The sequence below is a fragment of the Pseudomonas sp. 3A(2025) genome (genome assembly GCF_054589175.1).
The window spans coordinates 81,716-107,084 of record NZ_BAAILM010000113.1; the positions used below are offsets into that span (position 1 = coordinate 81,716).

The 25,369-nt window shown below is 59.9% G+C and carries 23 protein-coding genes and 4 tRNA genes; 11 read left to right on the forward strand and 16 right to left on the reverse strand.

All coding sequences use genetic code 11. The annotated features are described in order from the left end of the window. Window positions 1-22: 22 nt before the first annotated feature. The 4 genes from lon to tig all read right to left on the reverse strand — a co-directional run bounded on the left by lon (window position 23) and on the right by tig (window position 6,125). A complete protein-coding gene (gene lon, locus ACYP2A_RS26970) occupies window positions 23-2,419 on the reverse strand; it encodes an endopeptidase La (protein ID WP_459748987.1) in 2,397 nt (798 codons plus the stop codon). 272 nt (window positions 2,420-2,691) lie between these two features. Further along, entirely contained in the window at window positions 2,692-3,975 is a 1,284-nt protein-coding gene (gene clpX, locus ACYP2A_RS26975; protein ID WP_459748988.1) for an ATP-dependent Clp protease ATP-binding subunit ClpX, read from the reverse strand. A 105-nt stretch (window positions 3,976-4,080) separates the two neighbouring features. After that, entirely contained in the window at window positions 4,081-4,722 is a 642-nt protein-coding gene (gene clpP, locus ACYP2A_RS26980) for an ATP-dependent Clp endopeptidase proteolytic subunit ClpP (protein ID WP_459748989.1), read from the reverse strand. Window positions 4,723-4,814: 92 nt separating this feature from the next. Beyond that, window positions 4,815-6,125 carry a trigger factor gene (gene tig, locus ACYP2A_RS26985; protein WP_459748990.1) on the reverse strand — a complete coding sequence of 437 codons (1,311 nt, stop codon included), beginning with the start codon at window positions 6,123-6,125 and terminating at the stop codon, window positions 4,815-4,817. A gap of 421 nt (window positions 6,126-6,546) precedes the next feature. On the opposite strand from tig, the gene ACYP2A_RS26990 reads away from it, so the two are divergent. Both ACYP2A_RS26990 and ACYP2A_RS26995 read left to right on the forward strand, forming a co-directional pair. Further along, window positions 6,547-6,864 (forward strand): DUF4258 domain-containing protein, encoded by a 318-nt coding sequence (locus ACYP2A_RS26990; RefSeq protein WP_459748991.1) that lies wholly within the window; start codon window positions 6,547-6,549, stop codon window positions 6,862-6,864. Beyond that, on the forward strand, window positions 6,861-7,301 hold the full coding sequence (locus tag ACYP2A_RS26995; protein ID WP_459748992.1) for a helix-turn-helix domain-containing protein: 441 nt from the start codon (window positions 6,861-6,863) through the stop codon (window positions 7,299-7,301). Before ACYP2A_RS26990 ends, ACYP2A_RS26995 begins: the two co-directional genes overlap by 4 nt. Before the next feature lie 196 nt (window positions 7,302-7,497). Here the strand turns inward: ACYP2A_RS26995 and ACYP2A_RS27000 are convergent. From ACYP2A_RS27000 to ACYP2A_RS27015, 4 genes are all read right to left on the reverse strand, one after another. Continuing rightward, a tRNA-His gene (locus tag ACYP2A_RS27000) sits at window positions 7,498-7,573 on the reverse strand. An 80-nt stretch (window positions 7,574-7,653) separates the two neighbouring features. Continuing rightward, window positions 7,654-7,738 (reverse strand) — tRNA-Leu (locus ACYP2A_RS27005). A gap of 56 nt (window positions 7,739-7,794) precedes the next feature. Continuing rightward, window positions 7,795-7,870: transfer RNA gene (locus ACYP2A_RS27010), tRNA-His, on the reverse strand. 37 nt (window positions 7,871-7,907) lie between these two features. Further along, window positions 7,908-7,984, reverse strand: a tRNA-Arg gene (locus ACYP2A_RS27015). Between the two features lie 298 nt (window positions 7,985-8,282). Here ACYP2A_RS27015 and folD point away from each other — a divergent pair. Beyond that, entirely contained in the window at window positions 8,283-9,137 is an 855-nt protein-coding gene (folD, locus tag ACYP2A_RS27020; RefSeq protein WP_459748993.1) for a bifunctional methylenetetrahydrofolate dehydrogenase/methenyltetrahydrofolate cyclohydrolase FolD, read from the forward strand. A 61-nt stretch (window positions 9,138-9,198) separates the two neighbouring features. Here the strand turns inward: folD and cysS are convergent, their stop codons facing one another. Both cysS and ACYP2A_RS27030 read right to left on the reverse strand, forming a co-directional pair. Then, the gene (cysS, locus tag ACYP2A_RS27025) at window positions 9,199-10,581 is read right to left on the reverse strand and encodes a cysteine--tRNA ligase (protein ID WP_459748994.1); all 1,383 of its coding nucleotides are present in this window, start codon (window positions 10,579-10,581) and stop codon (window positions 9,199-9,201) included. Between the two features lie 9 nt (window positions 10,582-10,590). Next, complete coding sequence (locus ACYP2A_RS27030) at window positions 10,591-12,285, reverse strand: glutamine--tRNA ligase/YqeY domain fusion protein (RefSeq protein WP_459748995.1); 1,695 nt, start codon at window positions 12,283-12,285, stop codon at window positions 10,591-10,593. A 232-nt stretch (window positions 12,286-12,517) separates the two neighbouring features. On the opposite strand from ACYP2A_RS27030, the gene ACYP2A_RS27035 reads away from it, so the two are divergent. After that, window positions 12,518-13,021 carry a peptidylprolyl isomerase gene (locus ACYP2A_RS27035; RefSeq protein WP_459748996.1) on the forward strand — a complete coding sequence of 168 codons (504 nt, stop codon included), beginning with the start codon at window positions 12,518-12,520 and terminating at the stop codon, window positions 13,019-13,021. Then, window positions 13,018-13,764, forward strand: a complete 747-nt coding sequence (gene lpxH / locus ACYP2A_RS27040) for a UDP-2,3-diacylglucosamine diphosphatase (RefSeq protein WP_459748997.1) — start codon at window positions 13,018-13,020, stop codon at window positions 13,762-13,764. The genes ACYP2A_RS27035 and lpxH overlap by 4 nt, the downstream gene beginning before the upstream one ends. On the opposite strand, the gene ACYP2A_RS27045 is transcribed toward lpxH, so the two are convergent. After that, on the reverse strand, window positions 13,750-14,937 hold the full coding sequence (locus ACYP2A_RS27045) for a Bcr/CflA family multidrug efflux MFS transporter (RefSeq protein ID WP_459748998.1): 1,188 nt from the start codon (window positions 14,935-14,937) through the stop codon (window positions 13,750-13,752). The genes lpxH and ACYP2A_RS27045 overlap by 15 nt on opposite strands. Before the next feature lie 189 nt (window positions 14,938-15,126). Here ACYP2A_RS27045 and ACYP2A_RS27050 point away from each other — a divergent pair, with 189 nt between their 5' ends. The 6 genes from ACYP2A_RS27050 to ACYP2A_RS27075 all read left to right on the forward strand — a co-directional run bounded on the left by ACYP2A_RS27050 (window position 15,127) and on the right by ACYP2A_RS27075 (window position 20,089). Next, window positions 15,127-15,789, forward strand: a complete 663-nt coding sequence (locus ACYP2A_RS27050) for a helix-turn-helix transcriptional regulator (protein ID WP_459748999.1) — start codon at window positions 15,127-15,129, stop codon at window positions 15,787-15,789. A gap of 85 nt (window positions 15,790-15,874) precedes the next feature. Then, window positions 15,875-16,699, forward strand: a complete 825-nt coding sequence (locus tag ACYP2A_RS27055; RefSeq protein ID WP_459749000.1) for a molybdenum cofactor biosynthesis F family protein — start codon at window positions 15,875-15,877, stop codon at window positions 16,697-16,699. Then, window positions 16,692-17,480 carry an SDR family NAD(P)-dependent oxidoreductase gene (locus ACYP2A_RS27060; RefSeq protein WP_459749001.1) on the forward strand — a complete coding sequence of 263 codons (789 nt, stop codon included), beginning with the start codon at window positions 16,692-16,694 and terminating at the stop codon, window positions 17,478-17,480. Before ACYP2A_RS27055 ends, ACYP2A_RS27060 begins: the two co-directional genes overlap by 8 nt. Further along, window positions 17,480-18,232 carry an SDR family oxidoreductase gene (locus ACYP2A_RS27065; RefSeq protein WP_459749002.1) on the forward strand — a complete coding sequence of 251 codons (753 nt, stop codon included), beginning with the start codon at window positions 17,480-17,482 and terminating at the stop codon, window positions 18,230-18,232. Before ACYP2A_RS27060 ends, ACYP2A_RS27065 begins: the two co-directional genes overlap by 1 nt. A 159-nt stretch (window positions 18,233-18,391) precedes the next feature. Continuing rightward, window positions 18,392-19,690: an NAD(P)/FAD-dependent oxidoreductase gene (locus tag ACYP2A_RS27070; protein ID WP_459749821.1), complete on the forward strand. Its 1,299-nt coding sequence runs from the start codon at window positions 18,392-18,394 to the stop codon at window positions 19,688-19,690. Between the two features lie 33 nt (window positions 19,691-19,723). Beyond that, entirely contained in the window at window positions 19,724-20,089 is a 366-nt protein-coding gene (locus ACYP2A_RS27075) for a cupin domain-containing protein (protein WP_459749003.1), read from the forward strand. Here the strand turns inward: ACYP2A_RS27075 and ACYP2A_RS27080 are convergent, their stop codons facing one another. The 5 genes from ACYP2A_RS27080 to ACYP2A_RS27100 form a co-directional block, all read right to left on the reverse strand. Further along, window positions 20,090-20,677 (reverse strand): TetR/AcrR family transcriptional regulator, encoded by a 588-nt coding sequence (locus ACYP2A_RS27080; RefSeq protein WP_459749004.1) that lies wholly within the window; start codon window positions 20,675-20,677, stop codon window positions 20,090-20,092. A gap of 3 nt (window positions 20,678-20,680) precedes the next feature. After that, entirely contained in the window at window positions 20,681-21,898 is a 1,218-nt protein-coding gene (locus tag ACYP2A_RS27085) for a multidrug effflux MFS transporter (protein WP_459749005.1), read from the reverse strand. A gap of 110 nt (window positions 21,899-22,008) precedes the next feature. Next, complete coding sequence (gene feaR / locus ACYP2A_RS27090) at window positions 22,009-22,983, reverse strand: transcriptional regulator FeaR (RefSeq protein WP_459749006.1); 975 nt, start codon at window positions 22,981-22,983, stop codon at window positions 22,009-22,011. 114 nt (window positions 22,984-23,097) lie between these two features. After that, the gene (locus ACYP2A_RS27095; protein WP_459749822.1) at window positions 23,098-23,676 is read right to left on the reverse strand and encodes a DUF3156 family protein; all 579 of its coding nucleotides are present in this window, start codon (window positions 23,674-23,676) and stop codon (window positions 23,098-23,100) included. Then, complete coding sequence (locus ACYP2A_RS27100; protein ID WP_459749007.1) at window positions 23,657-25,156, reverse strand: APC family permease; 1,500 nt, start codon at window positions 25,154-25,156, stop codon at window positions 23,657-23,659. The genes ACYP2A_RS27095 and ACYP2A_RS27100 overlap by 20 nt, the downstream gene beginning before the upstream one ends. Between the last annotated feature and the right edge of the window lie 213 nt (window positions 25,157-25,369).

A 25,369-nucleotide genomic window follows, 5' to 3' on the forward strand; every position in this document is an offset into this window, starting at 1 on the left:
TGTCAAGAAAGGCCATTCAGACTTAATGCGTGCTAATTCTTTCCTTAGAGTCAGACTCGCGCTTTTCGTCCTTTGCCACTCTCTCGGGAGCCACATCCGGCAAGGGCTCAGGCGCGTATTGCAGCGCAATTTGCAGGACTTCGTCAATCCATTTAACAGGCTTGATCTGCAGGTCTTGCTTGATATTGTCAGGAATTTCTTTCAAATCCCGTACGTTTTCTTCGGGAATGATCACTGTCTTGATTCCGCCCCGATGTGCGGCCAGTAGTTTTTCCTTCAGACCACCGATGGCCAATACCTGACCACGCAGGGTAATTTCACCGGTCATTGCCACATCGGCGCGCACCGGAATCTGGGTCAGGGCCGACACCAGCGCGGTGCACATGCCGACACCGGCGCTTGGACCATCCTTGGGCGTAGCACCTTCGGGCATGTGGATATGCGTGTCGTGCTTCTCGTGGAAGTCCGACGCAATCCCCAGGCTCTTGGCGCGGCTGCGCACAACGGTCTGTGCAGCGGTGATCGATTCAAGCATCACATCGCCCAGCGAACCGGTCTTGATCAGTTGCCCTTTGCCCGGCACCACAACCGACTCTATGGTCAGCAACTCGCCGCCCACTTGAGTCCAGGCCAGGCCGGTCACCTGACCGATCTGATCCTGCTGCTCGGCCAGACCGTAGCGGAATTTGCGCACGCCCAGGTAGTGCTCAAGGCTTTCGGCCGTGACATGAATTGAAAACTTTTTCTCCTGCGTATGCTCTTTGACCACCTTGCGGCAGACCTTGGCAATCTGACGCTCCAGCCCGCGCACACCGGCTTCGCGGGTGTAATAGCGGATGATGTCGCGGATCGCCTTGTCTTCGAAGTCCAGCTCGGTCTTTTTCAGACCGTTGGCCTGAATCTGCTTGGGCGACAGGTACTTGACGGCAATGTTGATCTTCTCGTCTTCGGTGTAACCGGGCAGACGGATGACTTCCATACGGTCGAGCAGCGCCGGCGGAATATTCATCGAGTTGGAGGTGCACAGGAACATCACATCGGAGAGGTCGTAGTCGACTTCCAGATAGTGATCGTTGAAGTTGTGGTTCTGCTCGGGGTCCAGCACCTCAAGCAAGGCCGAGGCCGGGTCGCCACGCATGTCGCTGCCCATCTTGTCGATTTCATCGAGCAGGAACAGCGGGTTGCGTACACCCACCTTGGTCATCTTTTGAATCAATCTTCCTGGCATCGAACCGATGTAAGTACGGCGATGGCCACGAATTTCCGCTTCGTCACGCACACCACCCAGGGCCATACGCACAAACTTGCGGTTGGTTGCACTGGCGATGGACTCGGCCAGCGAGGTCTTGCCGACACCCGGCGGGCCAACCAGGCACAGAACCGGGCCACGAATCTTTTTCACCCGTTTCTGCACGGCGAGGTACTCAAGGATGCGTTCCTTGACCTCTTCCAGACCATAGTGGTCGGCATCGAGAATTTCTTCAGCGCGGGCCAGGTCCAGACGTACCTTGCTCTGCGCCTTCCACGGCACCTGTACCAGCCAGTCGATGTAGGAGCGAACCACGGTGGCTTCGGCCGACATGGGCGACATCTGCTTGAGCTTGTTCAGCTCGGCCGTTGCCTTGGTGAGTGCATCCTTGGGCAGGCCGGCAGCATCGATGCGCTTTTTCAGCTCTTCGATTTCGTTGTGACCTTCGTCGCCATCGCCCAGCTCTTTCTGAATGGCCTTCATCTGCTCATTCAGGTAGTACTCACGCTGGCTGCGCTCCATTTGTTTCTTGACCCGCCCACGGATACGTTTCTCGACCTGCAACAGGTCGATCTCGGCATCCAGCAGGGCCAGTACGTGCTCGACGCGGCTGGACAGGTCGATGATTTCGAGGATTTCCTGCTTTTGCTCGATTTTCAGCGCCATGTGCGCCGCCATGGTATCGACCAGGCGACCCGGCTCTTCGATGCTGTTGAGCGAAGACAGGACTTCGGCAGGGACTTTCTTGCCCAGTTGAACGTATTGCTCGAACTGCGCCAGCAGGCTGCGCACGAACACTTCGGACTCGCGATCCGGCGCGTCGACTTCGTCGATCAGCGACACTTCAGCGCGGCAATGGCCGTCAACCTCGATGAAACGCTCGACATAGCCGCGCTGCTCGCCCTCGACCAGCACCTTGACGGTACCGTCGGGCAGCTTGAGCAATTGCAGAACAGTGGCAATGGTGCCGACGCCATACAGCGCTTCTTCGCCAGGATCGTCGTCAGCCGGGTTTCTCTGCGCGAGCAGCAGAATCTGTTTATCACCCGTCATCGCAGCCTCGAGGGCTTCGATAGACTTCTCGCGCCCCACGAACAGCGGGATAACCATGTGCGGATAAACCACAACATCACGCAATGGCAAAAGAGGCAATTCGATGGTGGTTTTCATGATTTCGCCTCTACAGCGGCCAATCGGCCGTGGACAGATGGAATGAGCTTGGGACCAAGATGGGGGCAGTATCGGAAAAAAACAAGCCTTAGTGTCTTGCTATGGTAATAGTTGCCCACTTGCCTCCCACCCCTTGCATGGCTTGCCGGACAGCGATGCGCATCGCCATCGTCACAAGCACCTCGATCAGGCGGTATCAGGCTGACAGAGACGCAAAAGGGGGCCCGAAGGCCCCCTTTTGTCAACGGTTACCACCCGCTACAGGACGCAGGTCACACGTCAGGTACAGCCTTTGCGGTAGGCTCGTTGTTTTCGTAGATCAACAGCGGCTTGGAGGTACCCTCGATGACGCTCTCGTCGATCACCACTTTGCTCACGTCGTTTTGCGACGGAATTTCATACATGGTGTCGAGCAGCACGCCTTCAAGGATCGAACGCAGGCCACGGGCGCCGGTCTTGCGCTCCAGCGCACGACGGGCAACCGCCTTGAGTGCGTCGGCACGGAACTCCAGGTCGACCCCTTCCATCTCGAACAACTTGCCGTACTGCTTGGTCAGCGCGTTCTTCGGTTCGGTCAGGATTTGCATCAGTGCCGCTTCGTCCAGCTCGTCCAGCGTGGCCAGAACCGGCAGACGCCCGACGAACTCGGGAATCAGGCCGAACTTGACCAGATCGTCCGGCTCGACTTCACGCAGCGACTCGCCGACCTTCTTGCCTTCTTCCTTGCTGCGTACTTCAGCGTTGAAGCCGATGCCGCCGCGGGTCGAACGGTTCTGGATAACTTTTTCCAGACCCGAAAAGGCACCACCACAGATGAACAGGATATTGCGCGTGTCCACTTGCAGGAATTCCTGCTGCGGGTGCTTGCGGCCGCCTTGAGGCGGTACGGAAGCCACAGTGCCTTCGATCAGCTTCAGCAGAGCCTGCTGAACGCCTTCGCCGGACACGTCCCGAGTGATGGACGGGTTGTCGGATTTGCGCGAAATCTTGTCGATTTCGTCGATGTAGACAATACCCATCTGGGCCTTCTCTACGTCGTAATCACATTTCTGCAACAGCTTCTGAATAATGTTTTCCACGTCCTCGCCCACATAACCGGCTTCGGTCAGTGTGGTGGCGTCGGCAATGGTGAACGGAACGTTAAGCAGGCGTGCCAGCGTTTCGGCGAGCAGGGTCTTGCCCGAGCCGGTAGGCCCGATCAGCAGGATGTTGCTCTTGCCCAGTTCAACGTCATCATTTTTCTTGTCGCGCTGGTTCAGACGCTTGTAGTGGTTGTACACCGCTACTGCGAGAACCTTTTTGGCTCGCTCCTGACCGATGACGTACTGGTCAAGGATGCCGCTGATTTCTTTAGGCGAAGGCAATTTATGCGCGCTGCTTTCGGCCTGTGCCTCCTGCACCTCCTCGCGGATGATGTCGTTGCACAGGTCGACGCACTCGTCGCAGATAAAGACCGAGGGGCCGGCAATCAATTTGCGCACTTCATGCTGGCTTTTGCCACAGAAGGAGCAATAGAGCAATTTGCCGTTGTCCTCGCCGTTGCGGGTGTCAGTCATTCGATCGATCCAATCCGTTAGGCTTGCAACACAAGATGAAGGCTATTGCGGGCTTTTTCAAGTCCACAGGCGGTCAGTTACGCAGACCGCCTATATCCCGGTTGCTCAGGCAGGCATTTCACGCTTGGTGATGACCGAGTCGATCAGGCCGTATTCAGCAGCGCGATCCGCACTCATGAAGTTATCGCGCTCGGTGTCACGCTCAATGGTTGCAAGGTCTTGACCGGTGTGTTCGGCCAGCAACGAGTTGAGGCGATGACGGATATGCAGGATTTCACGGGCATGGATATCGATATCCGTGGCCTGACCCTGGAAACCGCCCAGCGGCTGGTGAATCATCATGCGCGAGTTCGGCAGGCAGTGACGCTTGCCCTTGGCGCCACCGGCGAGCAGGAAGGCGCCCATGCTGCAGGCCTGGCCGATGCAGATGGTGGAAACGTCTGGCTTGATGAACTGCATGGTGTCGTAGATCGACATGCCTGCAGTGACCGAGCCGCCAGGTGAGTTGATGTAGAGATGGATATCCTTGTCCGGGTTTTCCGCTTCAAGAAACAGAAGCTGCGCGGCGATCAGGTTGGCCATGTAGTCTTCTACCGGGCCGACCAGAAAGATCACGCGCTCTTTGAGCAGGCGCGAATAGATGTCATACGCGCGCTCGCCACGGGCGGACTGCTCGATAACCATCGGGACCAGGCCGCCAGCGGCCTGGATGTCAGAGTTCTGCTGAAAATAAGAATTGCGGGACATGTCCTGCATTCACTCCCAAATAGTCGAGTCTTCAATACGCACAAGCCAGCGCGAAGGCTGGCTTGTGAGTGTTATCGAACGAAAGGAGAAAGTCAGTCGGCTTGTGGAGCTTGCACCGGCTTGACCGCTTCTTCGTAGGAGACCGAAGTGTCGGTCACGCTAGCTTTCTGCAAAACAGTATCCACAACTTGCTCTTCCAGCACAACAGAACGGACTTCGTTCAGTTGCTGCTCGTTCTTCAGGTACCAGGCCACGACCTGCTCTGGCTCCTGGTAAGCCGAAGCCATTTCCTGGATCAGCTCGCGAACGCGGGCTTCGTCAGGCGTCAGGTCGAACTGCTTGACTACCTCGGCAACGATCAGACCCAGCTCGACGCGGCGCTTGGCCTGCTCTTCGAACAGCTCGGCTGGCAGTTGGTCAGGCTTGATGTTGCCGCCGAACTGCTGAACAGCCTGCACGCGCAGACGGTTGACTTCGTTTTCCAGCAGTGCCTTTGGCACTTCGATCGGGTTGGCGGCCAGCAGACCGTCCATGACCTGGTTCTTGACCTTGGACTTGATGGCCTGACGCAGTTCACGGTCCATGTTCTTGCGAACTTCGGTACGGAAACCGTCGATACCGGTTTCCTTGATGCCGAACAGCTTGAAGAACTCTTCGTTCAGCTCAGGCAGTTTTGGCTCGGAAACGGTGTTGACGGTCACGGTGAACTCGGCGGCCTTGCCGGCCAGCTCCAGGTTCTGGTAATCCTCAGGGAAGGTCACGTTCAGAACGCGCTCTTCACCGGCTTTGGCGCCAACCAGGCCATCTTCGAAGCCCGGGATCATGCGGCCGGAGCCCAGAACCAGTTGAGTGCCGGTCGCCGAACCGCCAGCGAATGCTTCGCCGTCGACCTTGCCAACGAAATCGATGTTCACCTGGTCGTCGGTTTGCGCGGCACGGTCGGTTTCTTCGAAACGGACGTTCTGCTTGCGCAGGATTTCCAGCATGTTGTCCAGATCGCTATCGGCGACGTCGGCCGACAGGCGCTCTACCTTGATCGACTCGAAGCCCGAAACGGTGAACTCCGGGAATACTTCGAAAGTAGCAACGTATTCCAGATCCTTGCCCTTTTCGAAGGCTTTAGGCTCAACGGAAGGCGCGCCAGCAGGGTTCAGCTTCTGCTCAACCACAGCTTCATAGAAGGTTGCCTGGATCAGTTCGCCCAGCGCTTCCTGACGGGCGCCGTCTTCGTAGCGCTGACGGATCACGCTCATTGGCACCTTGCCTGGGCGGAAGCCCGGGATCTTGGCCTTGCGTGCAGTCTGTTGCAGACGCTTGCTGACTTCGGTCTCGATACGCTCGGCAGGGACGCCGATGGTCATGCGGCGCTCAAGAGCAGAAGTGTTTTCAACAGAAACTTGCATGGATATTCCTCGTTGCACAGACGGTAGCCGGCGTTTCCGACCCTAGAATCAAGGGCATGCATTCTAGTGGGTCAAACTCAAGAAGTCACCCTGCATCAAAGGACCAGGTAAAGAGGATGTGATCGACCAGCCGACAAAAGGCCGAAGGCTTGTCGATAATGCCTCGCCGAGGTGTCTGGGACAGACGTCAGCACGGACTGCCAGCGAGTGACGCTACCAATGATTTTGCACGGCGCAATCAGCCCGCTCGACCAGCGGACGCCACTGCCACGCCCTGACTTGCGCCACTCAAAGAGCGTGCTTTACACCTCCACGCATGCCGCAACAATTGCAGAACAGCACAAATGCCCCAAGGCGCTACTGTTGACTATTCCCGGATCAGCCCTACCATGGCTCAACCTATAAATTTGATAGGTAAAGGATGACAACTGCCAAGCCGTTATGGACAACGCTGGAATTGGAAAATCTGGTTCATGTACTGGCCAGAGACTCTGCCAAGGTAGTGATTACCCTGCACTGCCAGGAAAGAATGGTTCAGCGCGAGATATCTACCATAGAGGTGCTGCGGTGCCTGCAACGTGGCGCAATCATCTCGGAACCGACCTACAACCAGCAAAACAGGCACTTCGTATTCAAGATGAGCGAGCCTGCGCCAAGGGATGTCGTGTGCGTAGTCGCAGCTGTCGAGCCAAATCCTGAGCCCGGCAAGCTTTTTGCCGTTACGGTATGGGAGGTATGAGTATGTTCGAATACACAGGCAGCGGCCTGGATGGCATCTTTCTGAAAAACGGCTACACCCTTGTCGAATCAGACTTCGGCCCAGGCGTTGCAATTCAGGATGTGGAGGGCCTGCATCGCGCCATCGCAGCAGACATCGTGCGCCAGAAAACACCGATGACCGGCCACCAGTTCCGCTTTCTGCGCAAAGAGCAGGATCTGGTGCAGTCAGAGCTTGCTGCGATGCTCAGAATCGACGTGCAGACCATTGCGCGCTGGGAAAAGCTTGGAACACAAGCGGTGCCAGGCCCCGCCGACTTTGCCATGCGTGCTTTTTACTCAGCTTTGCGCCATATACAGAACGGCCCTTTCGAGGTACCACCTTGTGCAGCCCCGGATGAAAGCGCTGTTTTCGCGTTTACCGAGGACCAGAGATGGACCGAAGTATTGGCCGCCTAGAGATGCGCCACACCCGAACCCGCTACCAGCCCACACCGATGATCACCTAACCGGATCAGGTGCCGAAGGAAAGACTCGAACTCTCACAGATTGCAGCACTGGAACCTAAATCCAGTGCACCAACCTGCCGCCTCTCAACCGCCAAATAAAGCGCAAAAAAAAGCGCCAGACCGTTAAGCCTGGCGCCTTTAAAATATGGGGTGGACGATGGGGATCGAACCCACGACAACAGGAGTCACAATCCTGTGCTCTACCAACTGAGCTACGCCCACCATATTGCATGAAAAACCCGCCACCAGACGGGCCTTTCGAGAGTTTTACAGCGACCTGTGACAGCCTGTAAAACCCGAATTGGTGCGGAAGGAGAGACTCGAACTCTCACGTCTTGCGACGCTGGAACCTAAATCCAGTGTGTCTACCAATTCCACCACTTCCGCATGCAAAGCGCTTAAAGCAAAGGCGCCAGATGATAAGTCTGGCGCCTTTTCGAATATGGGGTGGACGATGGGGATCGAACCCACGACAACAGGAGTCACAATCCTGTGCTCTACCAACTGAGCTACGCCCACCATATTGCGCATTACCTGTGCCAAAGCTGCCAGTTTATGGCGCACCCGGCAGGACTCGAACCTGCGACCATCCGCTTAGAAGGCGGATGCTCTATCCAGCTGAGCTACGGGCACTTATATAATCTGCATCTTGAACGACGACAAATTAAAGGCTTCAAATCACATCGAACAAGGCGTTAAACCTACCCGACCTGATCAGCATTAACCAGCACCTATTCAAACCGTGCTTGGCTCTGCCCGACAAGTGCGACGAATCTTATAGACGGCCCCAAAGGTCGTCAACACCTTTTTTAAAAAAACTCAGTCAGATAAAGGAGTTAGCTACATCTGCAAGCCAAGCGCCTTTGCCCTGACGTCAGGTCATGCGAGAATGCGCGCTCTTTTCAATTCCTCTCGATGGTTATCACCCGTCATGACTGCAAAACTTATCGACGGCAAAGCGATCGCCGCCAGCCTGCGCCAGCAGATCGCCGAACGTGTCGCCGAACGTCGCCAGCAAGGCCTGCGCACACCAGGCCTGGCTGTGATTCTGGTAGGCAGCGATCCTGCCTCCCAGGTCTACGTCTCGCACAAACGCAAGGATTGCGAAGAAGTAGGCTTCCTCTCCCAGGCTTATGACCTGCCTGCCACAACGACCCAGGTCGAACTGACCGACCTGATCGATCGTCTCAATGACGACAGTCAGGTCGACGGTATCCTGCTGCAATTGCCGCTGCCGGCGCATCTGGATGCTTCGCTGCTGCTGGAGCGCATTCGCCCGGACAAAGACGTCGACGGTTTCCACCCGTATAACGTCGGCCGTCTGGCCCAGCGCATCCCGCTGCTGCGTCCGTGCACGCCCAAAGGCATCATCACCCTGCTGCAGAGCACCGGTGTCGACCTTTACGGTCTGGACGCTGTAGTCGTTGGCGCCTCGAACATCGTCGGCCGACCAATGGCCATGGAACTGCTGCTGGCCGGCTGCACCGTGACCGTCACTCACCGCTTCACCAAGGACCTGGCCGGCCATGTGGCCCGTGCCGACCTGGTGGTGGTGGCTGCGGGCAAGCCTGGCCTGGTCAAGGGCGAGTGGATCAAACCCGGCGCCATCGTCATCGACGTCGGCATCAACCGTCAGGCCGACGGCAAGCTGGTCGGTGACGTGGTTTATGAAACCGCCCTGCCCCGCGCCGGCTGGATCACCCCGGTACCTGGCGGCGTTGGCCCGATGACCCGCGCCTGCCTGCTGGAAAACACCCTGTACGCTGCCGAAACCCTGCACAAGTAAGTTTCTGTAGCGCACAAAAAAACGGCACCCGAGGGTGCCGTTTTTCATTTGCAGATAGCCATCAGTCAGCCAGACGCCAGGTCGTGCCGCCCTTGCCGTCTTCCAGCACCACGCCCATGGCGGTGATCTGGTCGCGGATACGGTCCGATTCTGCCCAGTTCTTCTCGGCCCGCGCGGTCAGGCGCGCCTGAATCAAGGCTTCCACTTCGGCAGCGTCCACCTTGCCTTCAGCGCCAGCGCGCAGAAACTCGTCGGCCTCAAGCTGCAACACACCCAGCACACTGGCCAGTTGCTTCAAGCGTGCCGCCAGACCCGCTGCAGCGCCAGCATCGCTGTCGCGCAGGCGATTGATCTCGCGGACCATCTCGAACAGCACGGCACAGGCTTCAGGCGTGCCGAAGTCGTCGTCCATCGCTGCCTTGAAACGCTCGACGAAGGCTTCCCCACCTGCAGGCTCGACAGCTGGCAAGCCTTTAAGCGCGTGGTAGAAACGCTCCAGCGCGCCCTTGGACTCGCGCAAACTGTCTTCGGAGTAATTGATCGCGCTGCGATAGTGGCTCGACACCAGCAGGTAGCGCACCACTTCAGGGTGGTACTTATCCAGCACATCGCGAATGGTGAAGAAGTTGTTCAAGGACTTGGACATCTTCTCGCCATTGATACGAATCATGCCGCAGTGCATCCAGGCATTGGCGTAAGTCTTGCCGGTGGCCGCTTCGCTCTGGGCGATTTCGTTTTCGTGGTGCGGGAACTCAAGGTCGCTGCCGCCGCCATGAATGTCGAAGGTCTCGCCCAGGCAGCAGGTCGACATCACCGAGCACTCGATATGCCAGCCCGGACGCCCGGCACCCCATGGCGACTCCCAGCTCGGCTCGCCGGGCTTGACGCCTTTCCAGAGCACGAAATCCAGTGGATCGTCCTTGGACTCATCGACTTCGATACGTGCACCGATGCGCAGGTCTTCGATCTTCTTGCGCGACAGCTTGCCGTAGCCAAGAAACTTGCCGACCCGGTAATACACATCGCCGTTACCCGGCGCGTAGGCGTAACCCTTGTCGATCAAGGTCTGGATCATAGCGTGCATGCCGGCGATATGACCGGTGGCACGCGGCTCCATGTCCGGCTTGAGGATGTTCAGGCGCGCCTCGTCCTCGTGCATCGCGGCGATCATGCGCTCGGTCAGTTGCTCGAACGGCTCGCCCTTTTCACGGGCGCGATTGATGATCTTGTCGTCAATGTCGGTGATATTGCGCACATAGGTCAGATCATAACCGCTGAACCGCAGCCAGCGGGTCACCAGGTCGAACGCGACCATGCTGCGCCCGTGACCCAGGTGGCAGTAGTCATATACGGTCATGCCGCAGACATACATGCGCACGTTGTTGCCATCGAGCGGCTTGAAGACTTCTTTGCTCTTGGTGAGCGTGTTGTAGATGGAAAGCACTTTCTACCCTCAGCTCCACGAGTCGCGGAGCGTCACTGTACGGTTGAATACCGGTCGGCCAGGCTGCGAATCCTTGAGGTCGGCGCAGAAGTAACCTTCGCGCTCGAACTGGAAACGGTCCTCCGGCTGCGCTTGCGCCAGCGAAGGTTCAGCACGACAACCGGTCAGCACTTGCAGGGAGTCAGGGTTGATGTTGTCCAGGAAGCTGGCGCCGTCTTCGGCCTTTTCAGGCGAGGCGGAGCGGAACAGGCGGTCATACAGACGCACTTCGCACTCGACGCTTTCAGCGGCCGGCACCCAGTGGATCACACCCTTGACCTTGCGGCCTTCAGGGTTCTTGCCCAGGGTGTCCGGGTCATACGAGCAGCGCAGTTCGACGATATTGCCGTCGGCGTCCTTGATGGCCTCGTCGGCGCGGATCACGTAGCTGCCACGCAGGCGCACTTCGCCGTTGGGCTCCAGACGCTTGTAGCCTTTTGGCGGCTCTTCCATGTAATCGTCGCGGTCGATGTACAGCTCACGCGAGAACGGCAGTTCGCGCACACCCAGGTCTTCCTTGGGGTGACGCGGCAGTTCGAGTTTTTCGACCTGACCTTCCGGGTAGTTGGTGATCACCACCTTGATCGGGCGCAGGACGCACATGGCGCGTGGCGCGCTGCGGTCCAGGTCGTCACGGATGCTGAATTCGAGCATGGCGAAATCGACCACGCCGTCGGAACGGTTGGTGCCGATCATTTCGCAGAAGTTGCGAATCGAAGCTGGCGTGTAGCCACGGCGGCGGAAACCCGACAGGGTCGACATGCGCGGATCGTCCCAGCCCTGTACGTGCTTTTCGTCGACCAGTTGCTTGAGCTTGCGCTTGCTGGTCACCGTGTAGCTCAGGTTCAAGCGCGAGAACTCGTACTGGCGCGGCTTGCACGGCACCGACAGGTTATCCAGGAACCAGTCGTACAGCGGGCGATGGCTTTCGAACTCAAGGGTGCAGATCGAGTGGGTGATGCCTTCGATGGCGTCCGACTGACCGTGAGTGAAGTCGTAGATCGGATAGATGCACCACTTGTCACCGGTCTGGTGGTGATGAGCGTGGCGAATGCGGTACAGGATCGGGTCGCGCAGGTTCATGTTCGGCGAAGCCATGTCGATCCTGGCGCGCAACACACGGGCGCCGTCTTCGAACTCACCGGCCTTCATGCGCGCGAACAGGTCGAGGTTTTCTTCGACGCTGCGTTCACGGAACGGGCTGTTCTTGCCAGGTTCGGTCAGGGTGCCGCGGTATTCACGGGCCTGCTCGGGAGTCAGGTCGTCGACATACGCCTTGCCGGCCTTGATAAGTTCCACCGCCCAGTCGTGCAACTGGTCGAAATACTGCGAGGCATAGCGCACCTCACCGGCCCAGTCGAAGCCCAGCCACTTGACGTCGCTCATGATGGCATCGATGTATTCCTGGTCTTCCTTGGCCGGGTTGGTGTCGTCGAAACGCAGGTGCGTCGCGCCACCGAACTCGTTGGCCAGGCCGAAGTTCACGCAGATCGACTTGGCGTGGCCGATGTGCAGGTAGCCGTTAGGCTCCGGCGGGAAGCGGGTGATGATTTTGCTGTGCTTGCCCGCGTCCAGATCGGCCTGCACGATGGGGCGCAGGAAATTGGTAGGGACGACAGGGCCTGCCTTTGCGTTCGCAGCGGATTCTGGGGTGGGCTTGCTCATGGGATCCTTGGGCATACAGTTTCGCGGCCAGGAAGGGCCGGTCAAATCAAAGCGCCTATCATAGCCGATGCTGTCAAGCCCCTGACAACACAGTGTGCGAAAACTGCGGCTTAACCTGCCACACGGGCAGGCGAACGTGTAAAAACCCTGAAAAAAGATGTATCGCACACGTTAAACTGCGCGTCAGGGTGACATTCACACCTGTTCATGCATGCCAAGAGAGCGACTTTTTATGTCCAAAGTAAAACTGACCACCAACCACGGCGACATCGTCCTGGAACTGAACGCTGAAAAGGCGCCGATCACCGTCGCCAACTTCATCGAGTACGTGAACGCCGGTCACTACACCAACACCGTATTCCACCGCGTCATCGGTAACTTCATGATCCAGGGCGGCGGTTTCGAGCCAGGCATGAAAGAAAAGAAAGACAAGCGCCCAAGCATCCAGAACGAAGCCGACAACGGCCTGGCGAACAACAAGTACACCGTTGCCATGGCCCGCACCATGGAGCCGCACTCGGCCTCGGCGCAGTTCTTCATCAACGTTGCCGACAACAGCTTCCTCAACCACAGCGGCAAGAACACCCAGGGCTGGGGCTACGCGGTATTCGCTAAAGTGGTCGAAGGCGAAAGCGTCGTCGATGCGATCAAAGGCGTGAAAACCACCAGCAAGGCCGGCCATCAAGACGTACCGGCTGAAGACGTGATCATCGAGAAAGCAGAGATCGTTGAGTGATTCTGCTGATCTCCGATCTTCATCTTGAAGAAGAGCGTCCGGACATTACCCGGGCGTTTCTGGATCTGCTGGCGGGCCCTGCCCGCAAGGCCCAGGCGCTGTATATCCTCGGGGATTTCTTCGAAGTCTGGATCGGCGACGATGCCATGTCGCCGTTCCAGACCTCGATTTGCCAGGCCCTGCGCGCCCTCAGCGACAGCGGCACACCTATATTCCTGATGCACGGCAATCGCGATTTCATGCTCGGCAAACGCTTCTGCAAGGCGGCCGGCTGCACCCTGCTGCGTGATCCCTGCGTGGTGCCACTCAATGGTGAACCGGTGCTGTTGATGCACGGCGACAGCCTGTGCACCCGCGACGTCGGCTATCTCAAGATGCGCCGCCTGCTGCGCAACCCGCTGACGCTGTTCATCCTGCGGCATTTACCGCTGAACACCCGGCACAAGCTGGCGCGCAAACTGCGCAACGAAAGCCGTAGCAAGGTCAGCATGAAAGCCAACGACATCGTCGATGTCACCCCCGATGAAGTGCCGCGCATCATGCAACAGTACGGCGTGCGTACGCTGATCCATGGCCACACACACCGGCCGGCGATCCACAAATTGCAGATCGGCGCTCAAACCGGGCAACGCATCGTACTCGGCGACTGGGACCGCCAGGCCTGGGTGCTGCAGGTCGACGAACATGGCTTTGCCCTGAACGCCTTCGATTTCGCGCCCGAGCCGCTGTTACAGTTGGGCTGAGACCTTCTGGCTGCGCGCAAAGCGCAAGGCCAGCAATGAGCCGATCCCGCAAGCGCCCATGATCAGGCACATCGGCAACGGTGTGCCGTCATACAACGCGCCCACCAACGCACTGCACGCCATGCCCAGGCCGAACTGACAAGCCACGGCCAGCCCTGCCGCCGCACCGGCCTGCCGGGGAAACGCCGCCAGCAGGCTGGCCAGGCAATTGGCGCCCAGCAGGCCGGTGATGCTGACATAAAGCACCACGCCGGCCGCCACCGCCGGCAAACCGCCCCAGCCACTGATGCCGGCCACCAGCAAGGCCACGCCCGCCACCGCCGCCACCGCCGTACCGGCACTGAGCAGCCGCTGCGGCCCCAGGCGCTTGACCAGCCGGGCGTTGAGCCAGGTGGCAATGATAATGCCGACAATGTTCATGCCGAACAGCCACGCATAGCCCAGGGGCGACAGGCCAAAGTAATCGATATAGATAAAAGGTGAGGCAGTGATGAACGCGAACATACCGCCGAACCCCAGGCCCATGCACAAGGTGTAACCGATCGCCAGCGGCTGCAGGGCCATGCGCCCATAGGCGAGAAAGACCTGCCCTACCGAATCACCGCGCCTGGCCGGCGGCAGGGTTTCCGGAATCTTCCAGGCCACGGCAATCAGACACAACGCAGAAAACACCGCCAGCGCCACAAACAGCGAGCGCCAGCCGGCCAGCAGCATCAGATACCCCCCGAGCAACGGTGCGGCAAGGGTCGCCAGCATGCTCACCAGGTGCATCAGCGACAGCACCCGCGCCGCTTCGTCGAGCGGGAACAGATCGCGAACAATCGCCCGCGCCAGTACCGACGCCGCCGCGCCGCCCAGTGCCTGAAGAAAACGCCAGAACACCAGATGCTCGACCTGCGCCGCCAGTGCGCAACCGATGCTCGCCAGCAGGTACAACATAATGCCGCCGAGCAGCAAACGCCGGCGGCCGAAACGGTCCGACAGCGGCCCGTAGAGCAACATGCCCAGGCACAAGCCGCCGAGAAAGACACCGATGGTCATCTGTACCTGGGCGTGCCGGGCATTCAGGTCGTCGGCAATGCTGGGCAGGCTCGGCAGGTACATATCGACCGACAACGGACCAAAGGCCACCAGCGCAGCGAGCAAAACGATAAGGCGTTGCGGTACGAGCATCGAAGACTCCGGAACAATGAACGCTCGCCTGCCGGCCAGCAAAACCGTCAACAAGTTAACTTGTTAATAAAACCTGTCAATCCTTGTTACATAGAATCAGACGCTGGCCTGGCAGGCATAGACAAGACCCCTCGGTGCGCCACGGTGAATAATGGCGCGAGTCCGATCACTGCCTGCGAGGGTTGCACCATGAGTGTTTGCCATCATGAACTGGCCCGTCATTGTCTGAACGCTTTTACCCGTCAGGTGCCCGCAGCACTGGGCGCGTTTTACCGGATCGATGACGCCCTGCAAGCCTGCGACTTCGAGTTACACGGCATGCAGCCGCCGATGCATGACGCCTGGCTGCAACACTACCGCTGGCTGGACCCGTTGCAGCCCAGCGCCTGTGCGGCCATCGGCCAGCCGGTGATCGCACTGCGCGAAGGCCTGGCGCAACAGGACGTGGACAGCAGCGGCCAGTACCAGCAGTTTTTACGCCGTCATCAGGTGGTCGATGTGGTGGAAATCATCGCTCAGGTCAACGACCGTCCGGTCGTGGGCCTGTCACTGCTGCGCTGCAAGGGCCAGGGCCTGTTCCAGCCCGATGAACTGCACAGCCTGCTGGCGCTGCAAGGGCTGATGCAGATGGCCGCGCACAGCCTGCCCGCCGACAGTGAAACGGACCGCCTGCAAGGCCTGACCCCGCGCGAACGGCAGATCGCCGTGCTGTTGCAGGACGGCGCCAGCAACAAGCAGCTGGCCCGCCAGCTCGACCTCGGCCTACCAACGGTCAAGACGCATTTGCTCAATCTGTTTCGCAAGATCGGCGTGAAAAGCCGCACCGAACTGGTCAGCCGATTGTTTTTGTAAGGCCCTCTCAACCATCCGGTTGATACCGCGCCCGCGCCCTTGCCTGCACCATCGTGTTCGTCATTCACTTCACGAGCACACCTTGATGAGCACACAAAACGACTGGATCACCGTTGGCGCCCTGGCCGACGGCTTTGCCCCTGAAGCCTTTATCCTGCCCAACATCGCTGAACTGGCCGGCCAGAGCTTCGAGCTGAATTTCGCCAACGGCTGGCAGATCAGCCACCGTTTCGATGCCGAGCAAGTGCACTGGCACGCCGCCGATGGCCACAGCAGCGGCAGCGCGGCCTATCGGGCCACCTCGTTGCGCCCCGGCATTTACCTGGTGGATTTCCTCAAAACCGAAGGCGGCCAGCACTGGTCGATCAGCCTGGTGCTCGACACCCTGACCTCGTCCTTTACCGCCGTGATCGGGCGCCTGCCCGGTGAGGCCGAAACCCGTGAAGGCTTGTATGGCCGGGCGCTGGCCGGCAAGCCACTGACCGGCGTACAGGCCGACTTTCTGCACGGCAGCCTGAATAAACCCTGGCAAGACGGCGCCTGCCCGCATGCGCCCACCGAAGAGCTGGTCGGCGTGCGCAACCTCTATCGCTACAGCCCCACCGAAGTCTACGAACACATCTACCTGAACCGCGACTACTACAGCTGGCAGTGCCTCAAGGGCGTGGAACAAGGCCTGTGCGACACAGATCGGGCGCACTACTACAAGATCGCCGAGCAGCTGTACCTGTTTGTCTGGCGCGAAAAAATCGTCCCGACCCTGGGCCTGATCGTCATCGACCTGCAACAGCACCGCAGCGACGGCAAGATCTATGGCTATGCCGGCGACACCTTCGATGCGCTGAGCAATTTCCCGGTGGCCTCGTACTGCCACCTGCTGAATGTCACGGAGTATGGCCTTGATGCCTGAAACCATCCTCATTACCGGCGCCGGGACCGGCATCGGTGAAGCCTGCGCCCGACGCCTGGCGGCCGAGGGTGCCAACCTGGTACTGATCGGTCGGCGCCGTGAGCCGCTGGAACGGGTCGCCGCCGACACCGGCGCGCTGGTGCTGGTCGGTGATGCGGCATGCAGCGTCACCTGGGCCGGCTTCATCGAGCAGATTCGCCAGCGCTTCGGCGGCCTCGACGCCTTGCTGGCCTGCGCCGGCGGGCATGGACTGGGCAGCGCCACCGACACCAGCGAGCAATCCTGGCAAGCGGCACTGCGCAGCAATCTGGACAGCGCGTTCTACAGCGCCAAGGCGTGCCTGCCGTTGCTGATCGAGCGGCGTGGCAGCATCGTGCTGCTGGGCTCGATTGCCTCGCTGGCCGCCGGCCCCGACGTCTGTGGCTACACCACCGCCAAGCATGCGCTGCTCGGCCTGAACCGCTCGCTGGCCCGCGATTACGGGCCGCTGGGCGTGCGGGTCAACTGCATCTGCCCCGGCTGGGTGCGCACGCCGATGGCCGACGAAGAAATGCAGCCGCTGATGGACCATTACGGCGAAGACCTCGACGCCGCCTATGCCAGGGTCACCGCCGATGTACCGCTGCGCCGGCCGGCATTGCCCGAAGAAATCGCCAGCCTGTGCCGCTTTCTGATCAGCCCCGAGGCCAGCATCATCACCGGCGCCACGCTGGTGGCCGATGGCGGCTCCAGCATTGTCGATGTGCCGACACTGGCCTACACCCGACTGGGAGATAGCTGATGCTCGATTTCAACGGACAAACCGTACTGGTGACCGGTGGCGCACAAGGCATCGGCCAGGCCATCGTCGAAGCCTTCAGCGCACGCGGCGCCCGTGTGTTGATTGCCGATCTGAATCTGCAAGGCGCCACGGCGCTGGCGCAATCGCTGCGTGAACAGGGCCGCGAGGTCGAGGCACAAGGCGTCGATCTGGCCGACCACCAGGCCATCAAGGCGTTGATCGGCGGCCTGGACAGGCTCGATGTGATGATCCATAACGCCGGTTACTTTCCGCTGACGCCCTTCGAGCAAATCACCCCGGCGATTTTGCAACGCACGCTGGATGTGAACCTGTCGTCGCTGTTCTGGCTGACCCAGGCTGCCCTGCCACTCTTCAAGCAACAAGGGCGCGGCACGGTGCTGGTCACCTCCTCGGTCACAGGTCCCCGGGTCGCTTTTCCGGGCTTGAGCCATTACGCCGCCTCCAAGGCCGGGGTCAACGGCTTTATCCGCAGTGCAGCACTGGAGCTGGCACCGCATGGCGTGCGGGTCAATGGCGTGGAGCCGGGCATGATCGCGACCCCGGCGATGGGCAACCTGGGCGACGACGGGCTCAGCGAGCGCATCGCCAGGGGCGTGCCACTGGGACGGCTCGGGGCACCGGCAGACATTGCCAACGCCATGCTGTATCTGGCGTCAAGCCTGGCTGCCTACGTCACCGGCCAGACGATCATTGTCGACGGCGGCGCGACCTTGCCCGAGAGCCATGCCTGAAATGCTGGCCGGCATCGAGTGATCGCTGGCAAGCGAGAACAAATCCCCAGTCACACACAGGCAAGACACCCTGGCAGCAACAGGCCTTAAATAGACCCATCGGCACCGCATTTATCAAAGGTGCGGCCGATGCGTCTTAACCTGCCTTGGGCCTGCGCCATGATCAATATCGAAACGCCTACCTATTACTCAGCGACGAAAAAATACAACCTGAGTTTTCCGACGCTCGAAGACGACGTCGAGGCCGATGTCGTGGTCATCGGCGGCGGTTTTTCCGGAATAAACACCGCGCTGGAACTGGCCGAAAAAGGCATCACCAATATCGTCGTGCTCGAAGCCCGCTATCTGGGATTCGGCGGCACCGGGCGCAACGGCGGGCAGATCATGGCCGGTATCGGCCACGACCTGGAAAAGATCCGCAGCAGCGTCGGCGAAAGCGGCATCCGCGAGATTTTCGAGATCAGCGAGCTGGGCGCCGGAATCATCAAGGAGCGCATCGCCAAATACGACATCGACGCCGATTTCTGCCATGGCTACGGCTACCTGGGCTTCAACAAGCGCCAGGAGCAGACCCTGCGCAACTGGGAGCGCGACTTCAAGTCGATCAACAGCAAAGACGAGATTCGTTTTCTCGGCGGTTCCGAGGTCAAGCAGATCATCGGCTCCGACGCCTACAGCAGCGCCCTGCTGCACATGGGCGGCGGTCACGTGCATTCGCTCAACCTGCTGCTTGGCGAGGCCAAGGCGCTCAGCGGCCTTGGCGTGCGCATCTATGAACACAGCCCGGCGCTGGAGGTGCAATACGGCGAGCGCATCACCGTGCGCACCGGGCGCGGCTCGGTCAAGGCCAGCAAACTGCTGTGGGCCTGCGACAGCTTTCTTAACAAGCTCGAGCCGCAACTGCACAAGACCACGATCAACACTTACGCCTTCCAGATGATGACCGAGCCGTTGTCAGAGGAACTGATCAACCGCATCAGCCCGATTCGCGGCGCCTACAGCGACATTCGCCCGGTGATCGACTATTACCGCGTCACCCGCGAAAACCGCCTGCTGTTCGGCGCGGCGACGCCTTTTGTCGAGCACATTCCGCGCGACCTGAAAGCCTGGAACCGCCGCCTGATGCTCAAGGTGTTCCCGTACCTCAAGGACGTGAAGATCGACCTTGCCTGGGGCGGGCCGATGGCCACCGGCGCCAACCTGTTCCCGCAACTGGGCACCCTCAACGGGCGGCGCAATGTGTTCTATGTGCAGGGCTACTCAGGCTTTGGCGTCACACCGAGCCACATCATCTGCAAGGTGCTGGCCGAAGGCATGAGCGAAGGCTCGGCGCGCTATGACCTGATCAGCGCGATCCGCCACCCCTCGATTATCGGCAAGGATCACCTGCGCCCGTTGCTGCTGACCGGCGGCAAGACCTTTCACCAGTTGTCCGGCTACTTCAACGGTCGCCGCTGATTCATTTCACTTCATTCCAGCAGGAGCACTGCCATGACCCTTACCGTGATTAACCACAACACTCCACTGAGCGAACTCGATGCCTGGGGCACCGTGGCCGATCTGGGCTCGACGATTCTTGAAGGCGAAGTGAACGCCTTCGGCAAGATGACCTTCGGCGCACCGACCGACCCGGTCAGCAGCGCCTATTTCGGCACCACACAGGGCAAGTTCCGCATGGTCTACCCGTTCAACGAACACGCCACCGTGGTCACCGGCGAACTGGTGCTGACCGATGAATCGACAGGCCAGGTCAGCCGCTACAAGGCCGGCGACAGCTGGTTCGTGACCAAAGGCACGCCGGTGCTCTGGGAAGTGGTCAGCGAAAGCTTCGTGAAGCATTATTTCGCCGTGGTTTGATCAGCGCAGCACCGACAACGAATCGCAAAACAACCGCCACAACGCTTTGAGGCGTTTTGCGTACGCCTCGGGCGTGGCGTAGATCAATTCCACGTGCAAACTGTCGACGATGCCTTGATAGGCATCGCTGTACAGTTGCAGATCATCGTCGTCCATGCCCGGATAACGCTGCGCGAGCAGGTGCAGAAAACGCTCGCGCAGCACCGCCAGATAGCCTTCGAAGCCTGCGCTGATCACCGGGCGCAACACGCTTGGCGGATAGAACGCCGCCCGCAGCAAGAAGCGCAACGATGGCGACTCAAGATAGCGCTCGGCAAGCTGCTCGACGTGTAAACGACCCGGCACGCTATTGAGTTCGCTGTCGGGGTTGAAACAGCTTTCCATGTACAGCCGCTCGTTTTCCAGCGCACGCTCGAACACCACCTGGTACAGGTCGTCCTTGCTGGAAAAGTGCGCGTACAACGACGGCTTGCGCATATTGGCCAGGGTCGCGATGTCATTCAGCGACGAACCGTCATAGCCGCGCTCGGCAAAATGCTCGATGGCCAGGCAACAGATTCGCTCGGCCGAAGCGCTCAGGGTTTTCATCAATCAATGTCCTGCCAATCGGTTTTCAGTGACGCCCAGCACCTGGACACTGCGCCAGCTCAGCAGCACCACGACACCAGCGCTGACCAGCAACAGCAGGCCCCAGGCGACGACGCCGCTCTCGAGCAAGGCGCCGGACAGCGGCGTGGCCAGCGAAGATAGCATCAACTGAAAGGCGCCCAACAGCGCCGCAGTCGAGCCCAGCGAGCGTTGCTGCGACGACATGACCTGGGTCATCAGCACGGTTTCGCTGACGCCCAGCCCAAACAGCGCCAGCACCATACCGGCCACGACCGGCGCCAGACTGAGGTGTGCGGTTAACGCAAGCCCCACGATCAGCGCGCCACCGAGCATGCACAGCGCGCCCAGCATCGCCAGTTTCGCCAGCCCTCTGGAGGCCACCAGACGCCCGGCAGACAGCGCACCGGCCAGAATCGCCAGGCCGCTGGCACCGAACACCAGGCCGAACTGCGCAGGTGCCAGGCCGAAGGTCGACTGGTAAACAAACGCCGCACCACCGATGTAGCCGAACAGAAAGAAGAACACCGAGGCGATGGCCAGGGTCGGACGCATGAACGCCGGATCCCGGGCAATGCGCCAGTAAGTGGCAAATGCCTGACGCAGTTGCAAAGGCTCGCGGCGCTCGGCCGGCAGGGTTTCCTTCAGCGATATCACGCTGTTGACCAGCACCAACACGCTCAATATCGCCAGGGTGAGCATGATCGCCCGCCAGCCCCACAGCGTATCGATCAGCCCGCCCAACGCTGGCGCGGTGACCGGTGCCAGGCCTTCGATGGTCATCAGCAAGGCGAAAATCTTCGCCGCCTCCGCCCCCTGAGTGACATCGCGAACCATGCTCATGATCACCACCAGGGTCAGCGCGCTACCCAGCCCCTGAATCAGCCGCGCCAGCAACAAGGCGTCGAGGCTTGGCGCCATCGCCGCCGCCAGCGAGCTGAGCATGAACACCAGCAAGCCCGCCAGCAACGGCACGCGCCGGCCATAAGCATCGACCAGCGGGCCGAAGAGTAATTGCCCGGCGCCCATGGCCATCAAAAACACGCTTAGGGTCAACTGTACCCGCGCATTGGACTCGGCAAACTGCCGGGCAATTTCCGGCAGGCTGGCCAGGTACATGTCAATCGCCGCCGGCCCCAGCGCGCCGATCACAGCCAGTGAAACCGCAAACCGGACAAAGCCGGGCGTCGTTGTCGAACTCATCGTGACACTCCACAGATTGCCTATCGGCAAAACGCTACCTAACGATAGGTAGGAAAAGAAGCGCCACTATATGAGCCTAAGTGCAACGGGTCAAACCTTGTGTAACGTGATCAGGCCGCACCAACCGAATGGGTCAAGCGGTAGCTGCGAAAGTCCTTGGGCGATTGCTCGAACTGTTTCTTGAACGAACGGCTGAAATGGGCCGAATCGGTGAACCCCCATTTATAGGCAATGGTGGTGATAGATTCGCTGCGCAAGAACGGGTTGGCCAGGTCTTCGGCGCTGCGCTTGAGGCGGGCGCGCTGGATATAGCGGCACACGCTGTCGCCTTCGTCTTCGAACAAACGGTACAGATGACGCACCGAAATATTCAGCCGTCCCGCCAGTGCCGACGGATTCAAACCGGGCTGGCCGAGGGATTCGTCGATGAGTTTCTGCACATAGCTGCGCAGATTCGCGTTGCCCAGTGCGCCGAGTTCCGGGCGCTGCTCCAGCCGCTGGGCCTGACTGTGTTCCAGCGCCGAGGGCAGCAGCGAAATCAGCGCGTTCTGCAGGCCATGCTCGTCGGCATCGGGCATTTCTTCAGCGCCGGTGTCCTTGCAGATCTGGTCCATCAGAACATGCAGCATGCGCCCACAGGTGCGGGTGGCGGACACTTTGCCGAAGGTCAGGCGCTCGTGCTTCATGGCCTTTTGCACATCTTTGCGCGGCAACGACAGCGAGGCGTGTTCGATCAGGCCGAACGGGGTGATTTCGCAGGATCCGGTGGAATCCATCAACAGCAGGTCGCCCGGTGCCAGCTTGATGCTGATGCCATGCTGGGTGATCTGTGAATAACCGCTGCGCTGGCTGACCAGAAAGCAGTCTTCGTCGTTGTCCCGGTCGGCGCTACCGGCCTGGCGCATGATATTGCCGGCATTGGTGCGCAGGCTGGCCAACTCCAGACCGGAGCGGGTCCAGGTATGGATTTCACCGATGAACAGTGAACGATTGAACGCCAGTTCAGTGTCGAAACGACCACAAATGGCGTGCAGCCTGGCAGTCCATTGCTCAAGGCCATTACGGGCGATTTGATCAGTGTGCATACCTACCTCTTCGATAAGTCATTGTTGTTATGTGCGCATTGATAACATGTTAACAATATGCGCACAACAGTGATGCGGACCTATCAGATGAAGGCAGGATGCGTGCCAGTTTTCCTACAATTGACCCAGCACGCGCTGCAGAGCGATCAGTGCTGAAAACAGAGCGGCTTTCTGTTCGCCAGCAATGCTGATGTAACGCCTGAACGCCGGCATGCGGTTGACCACCTCGCTGCCGCCCATGTGCTCCAGGTGCACGATCCATTGGCCTTCAGACACTTCCAGACGCAGACGTTTGAAGTCCAGCGGCATCAAGGCTGCACGCAACGGCTCGTCCAGTTCCAGCGCCTGACGCAGCGCCAGCAGCAGCGAATCGTCACCGCCACGGTGCCGGCAACGCAGGCCGGTGCGGCGAATCGACCCGGTATGGTGCATATCGTAACGACCGCTGCACCGGGTTTGGCCAGGTACGCGCAAGACGAACTCACTCATCACCAGGTGCATCAGCAATTGCGACTCGGTGCGCTCGCGCACCTCGCAGCTTAATCCTGGCACGTTCAGCCGCGCGGTGCGCGGCTCGACCACCTGCCAGCCGCTGACCCCAAGGTTGCGGCGCAGGTGTTCCAGGGTCACGCCCGGGCGGTAACCGCTCGGGTCGCGTTCGGCGTTCAGGCCGTCAAACAGTCTTGAGAGCATCACGGGCAGTATCCTCGGTGTGCAAACCAGGTTCGTTGGCAAATTCCTTGGCCAGCACCTCTTCGACCGAGGCCGGCTTGAACGGGTTGACGCGTTGCACCACCAGCGTCCAGAACAGCGCATAGACGGCGGTCGCTGCCAGCATGATGCCGAACGGCACATAAATATCGGCAGGGTTCATGCCAGGCGGGGTGATGAACCACATACCCAGCACAATGCCGACGCTGGAGACGATCTGCGGCAGCGGGAACCAGGGCGAGCGGTAGGCACGCGGCAGGTCAGGCCGACGAATGCGCAGGCTGACCACCGAAATCGTCACCAGCAAATAGGCGGTACTCCAGGCACAGACCGCCGCCAGCACCAGGTGAATGATGTTGTCGGCGTTGCCACCCAGCCACCAGGCGTGCAGGCACGGAATCAGCATCGCGACCAGAATGCACAGCAGCGGCGTCTTGAAGCGCGGACTCAAGTAGGTGAAAACCTTGGGCAACGCACCGTCGACCGCCATGCCGTAAATAATGCGGGGCACGCCAGCCATCAGCGTATTGATGGTCGCAGCCCCGGCAAACAGAAAGCCGATGCCCAGCCAGATCGGGCCGATATCGCCCATGACCTGCTGGGCGAACTTCGGAATCGCCATCGGCGTATCCAGCAAGTGCACGCCACTGGCGGCATCGAGCACCACGTTTTCCACCTGGCGCTTCATTGCCGCGCCATAGATAAACATGCAAGTGGCCACACCCAGCAGGCCGAGGATCATCGCCCTGGGCAAGACTTTGGCCGATTGACGCAGGTCCGGCGCCAACGGCGTGACAAACTCGCAGCCAACGAACATGAACATCGCCATACCAACCAGCGACAGGATGGTGATCAGGTCGGTGCCGACCAGCGACTCACCGAACAGGCCGTCCAGTTGCACCGCCGGCGCGGCGATCAGGCCCAGCACACCGAAGGTCATCAGCGTGACCCACATGCCGAAGGTCAGGATGATTTCGACCCGGCTGAACGCGCTGACGCCAAAGGCATTGAGAATGCCCAGCACCACGACAAAGCCCACGCCCAGCAACCAGGAGCCGCCGGCCGATTCGGCCAGCGTGTTGAGGTGCTCGAAGTTCACCAGCGCCATGACCCCGGCCAGAATGGTCTCGGCGGTGCCGGCAAACACATGCACGATCAGGTAGGCCGACAGCGTGCCCATGATCGCGAAAAAACGCCCCATGCCGCAGTTGATGTAGTCGTACACGGAGCCTGTGGTCGGCAGAATCGACGCGGCTTCGGCGAAGGTCGTGGCCTGGGCCAGCATCATGATCACCGCCAGGATCATCGCCAGGGCAAAGGCGCTGCCGCCGATGCCGAAGCCCATGGTCGCGGTAAGAATCACCGGGCTGGCCATGATCAGGCCGATGGTGCTGGCCAATGCGGTGGGAAAACCCACGGTTCCGCGGTTCAGATGCTCGGTGAGCTGTTGGTTGAGTGACATGCTGGGCCCCTGCAAAGGAGATGGACGTGGGCAATGCAATCGAGCGAATGACCATTGCATTGCGGCATGTAAACCACTTTGCGCCGCAGTCGATCCAGCGTCTTGCCCATGGCTGACGATAATTTTGTTGCAGCCTGCCAGCGCCGCCACGCTGGCGAGCAGGGACAAGCCGTTGGCACGCGCTGCAAAGACTTGAAGCCTGAGAATGCTCCT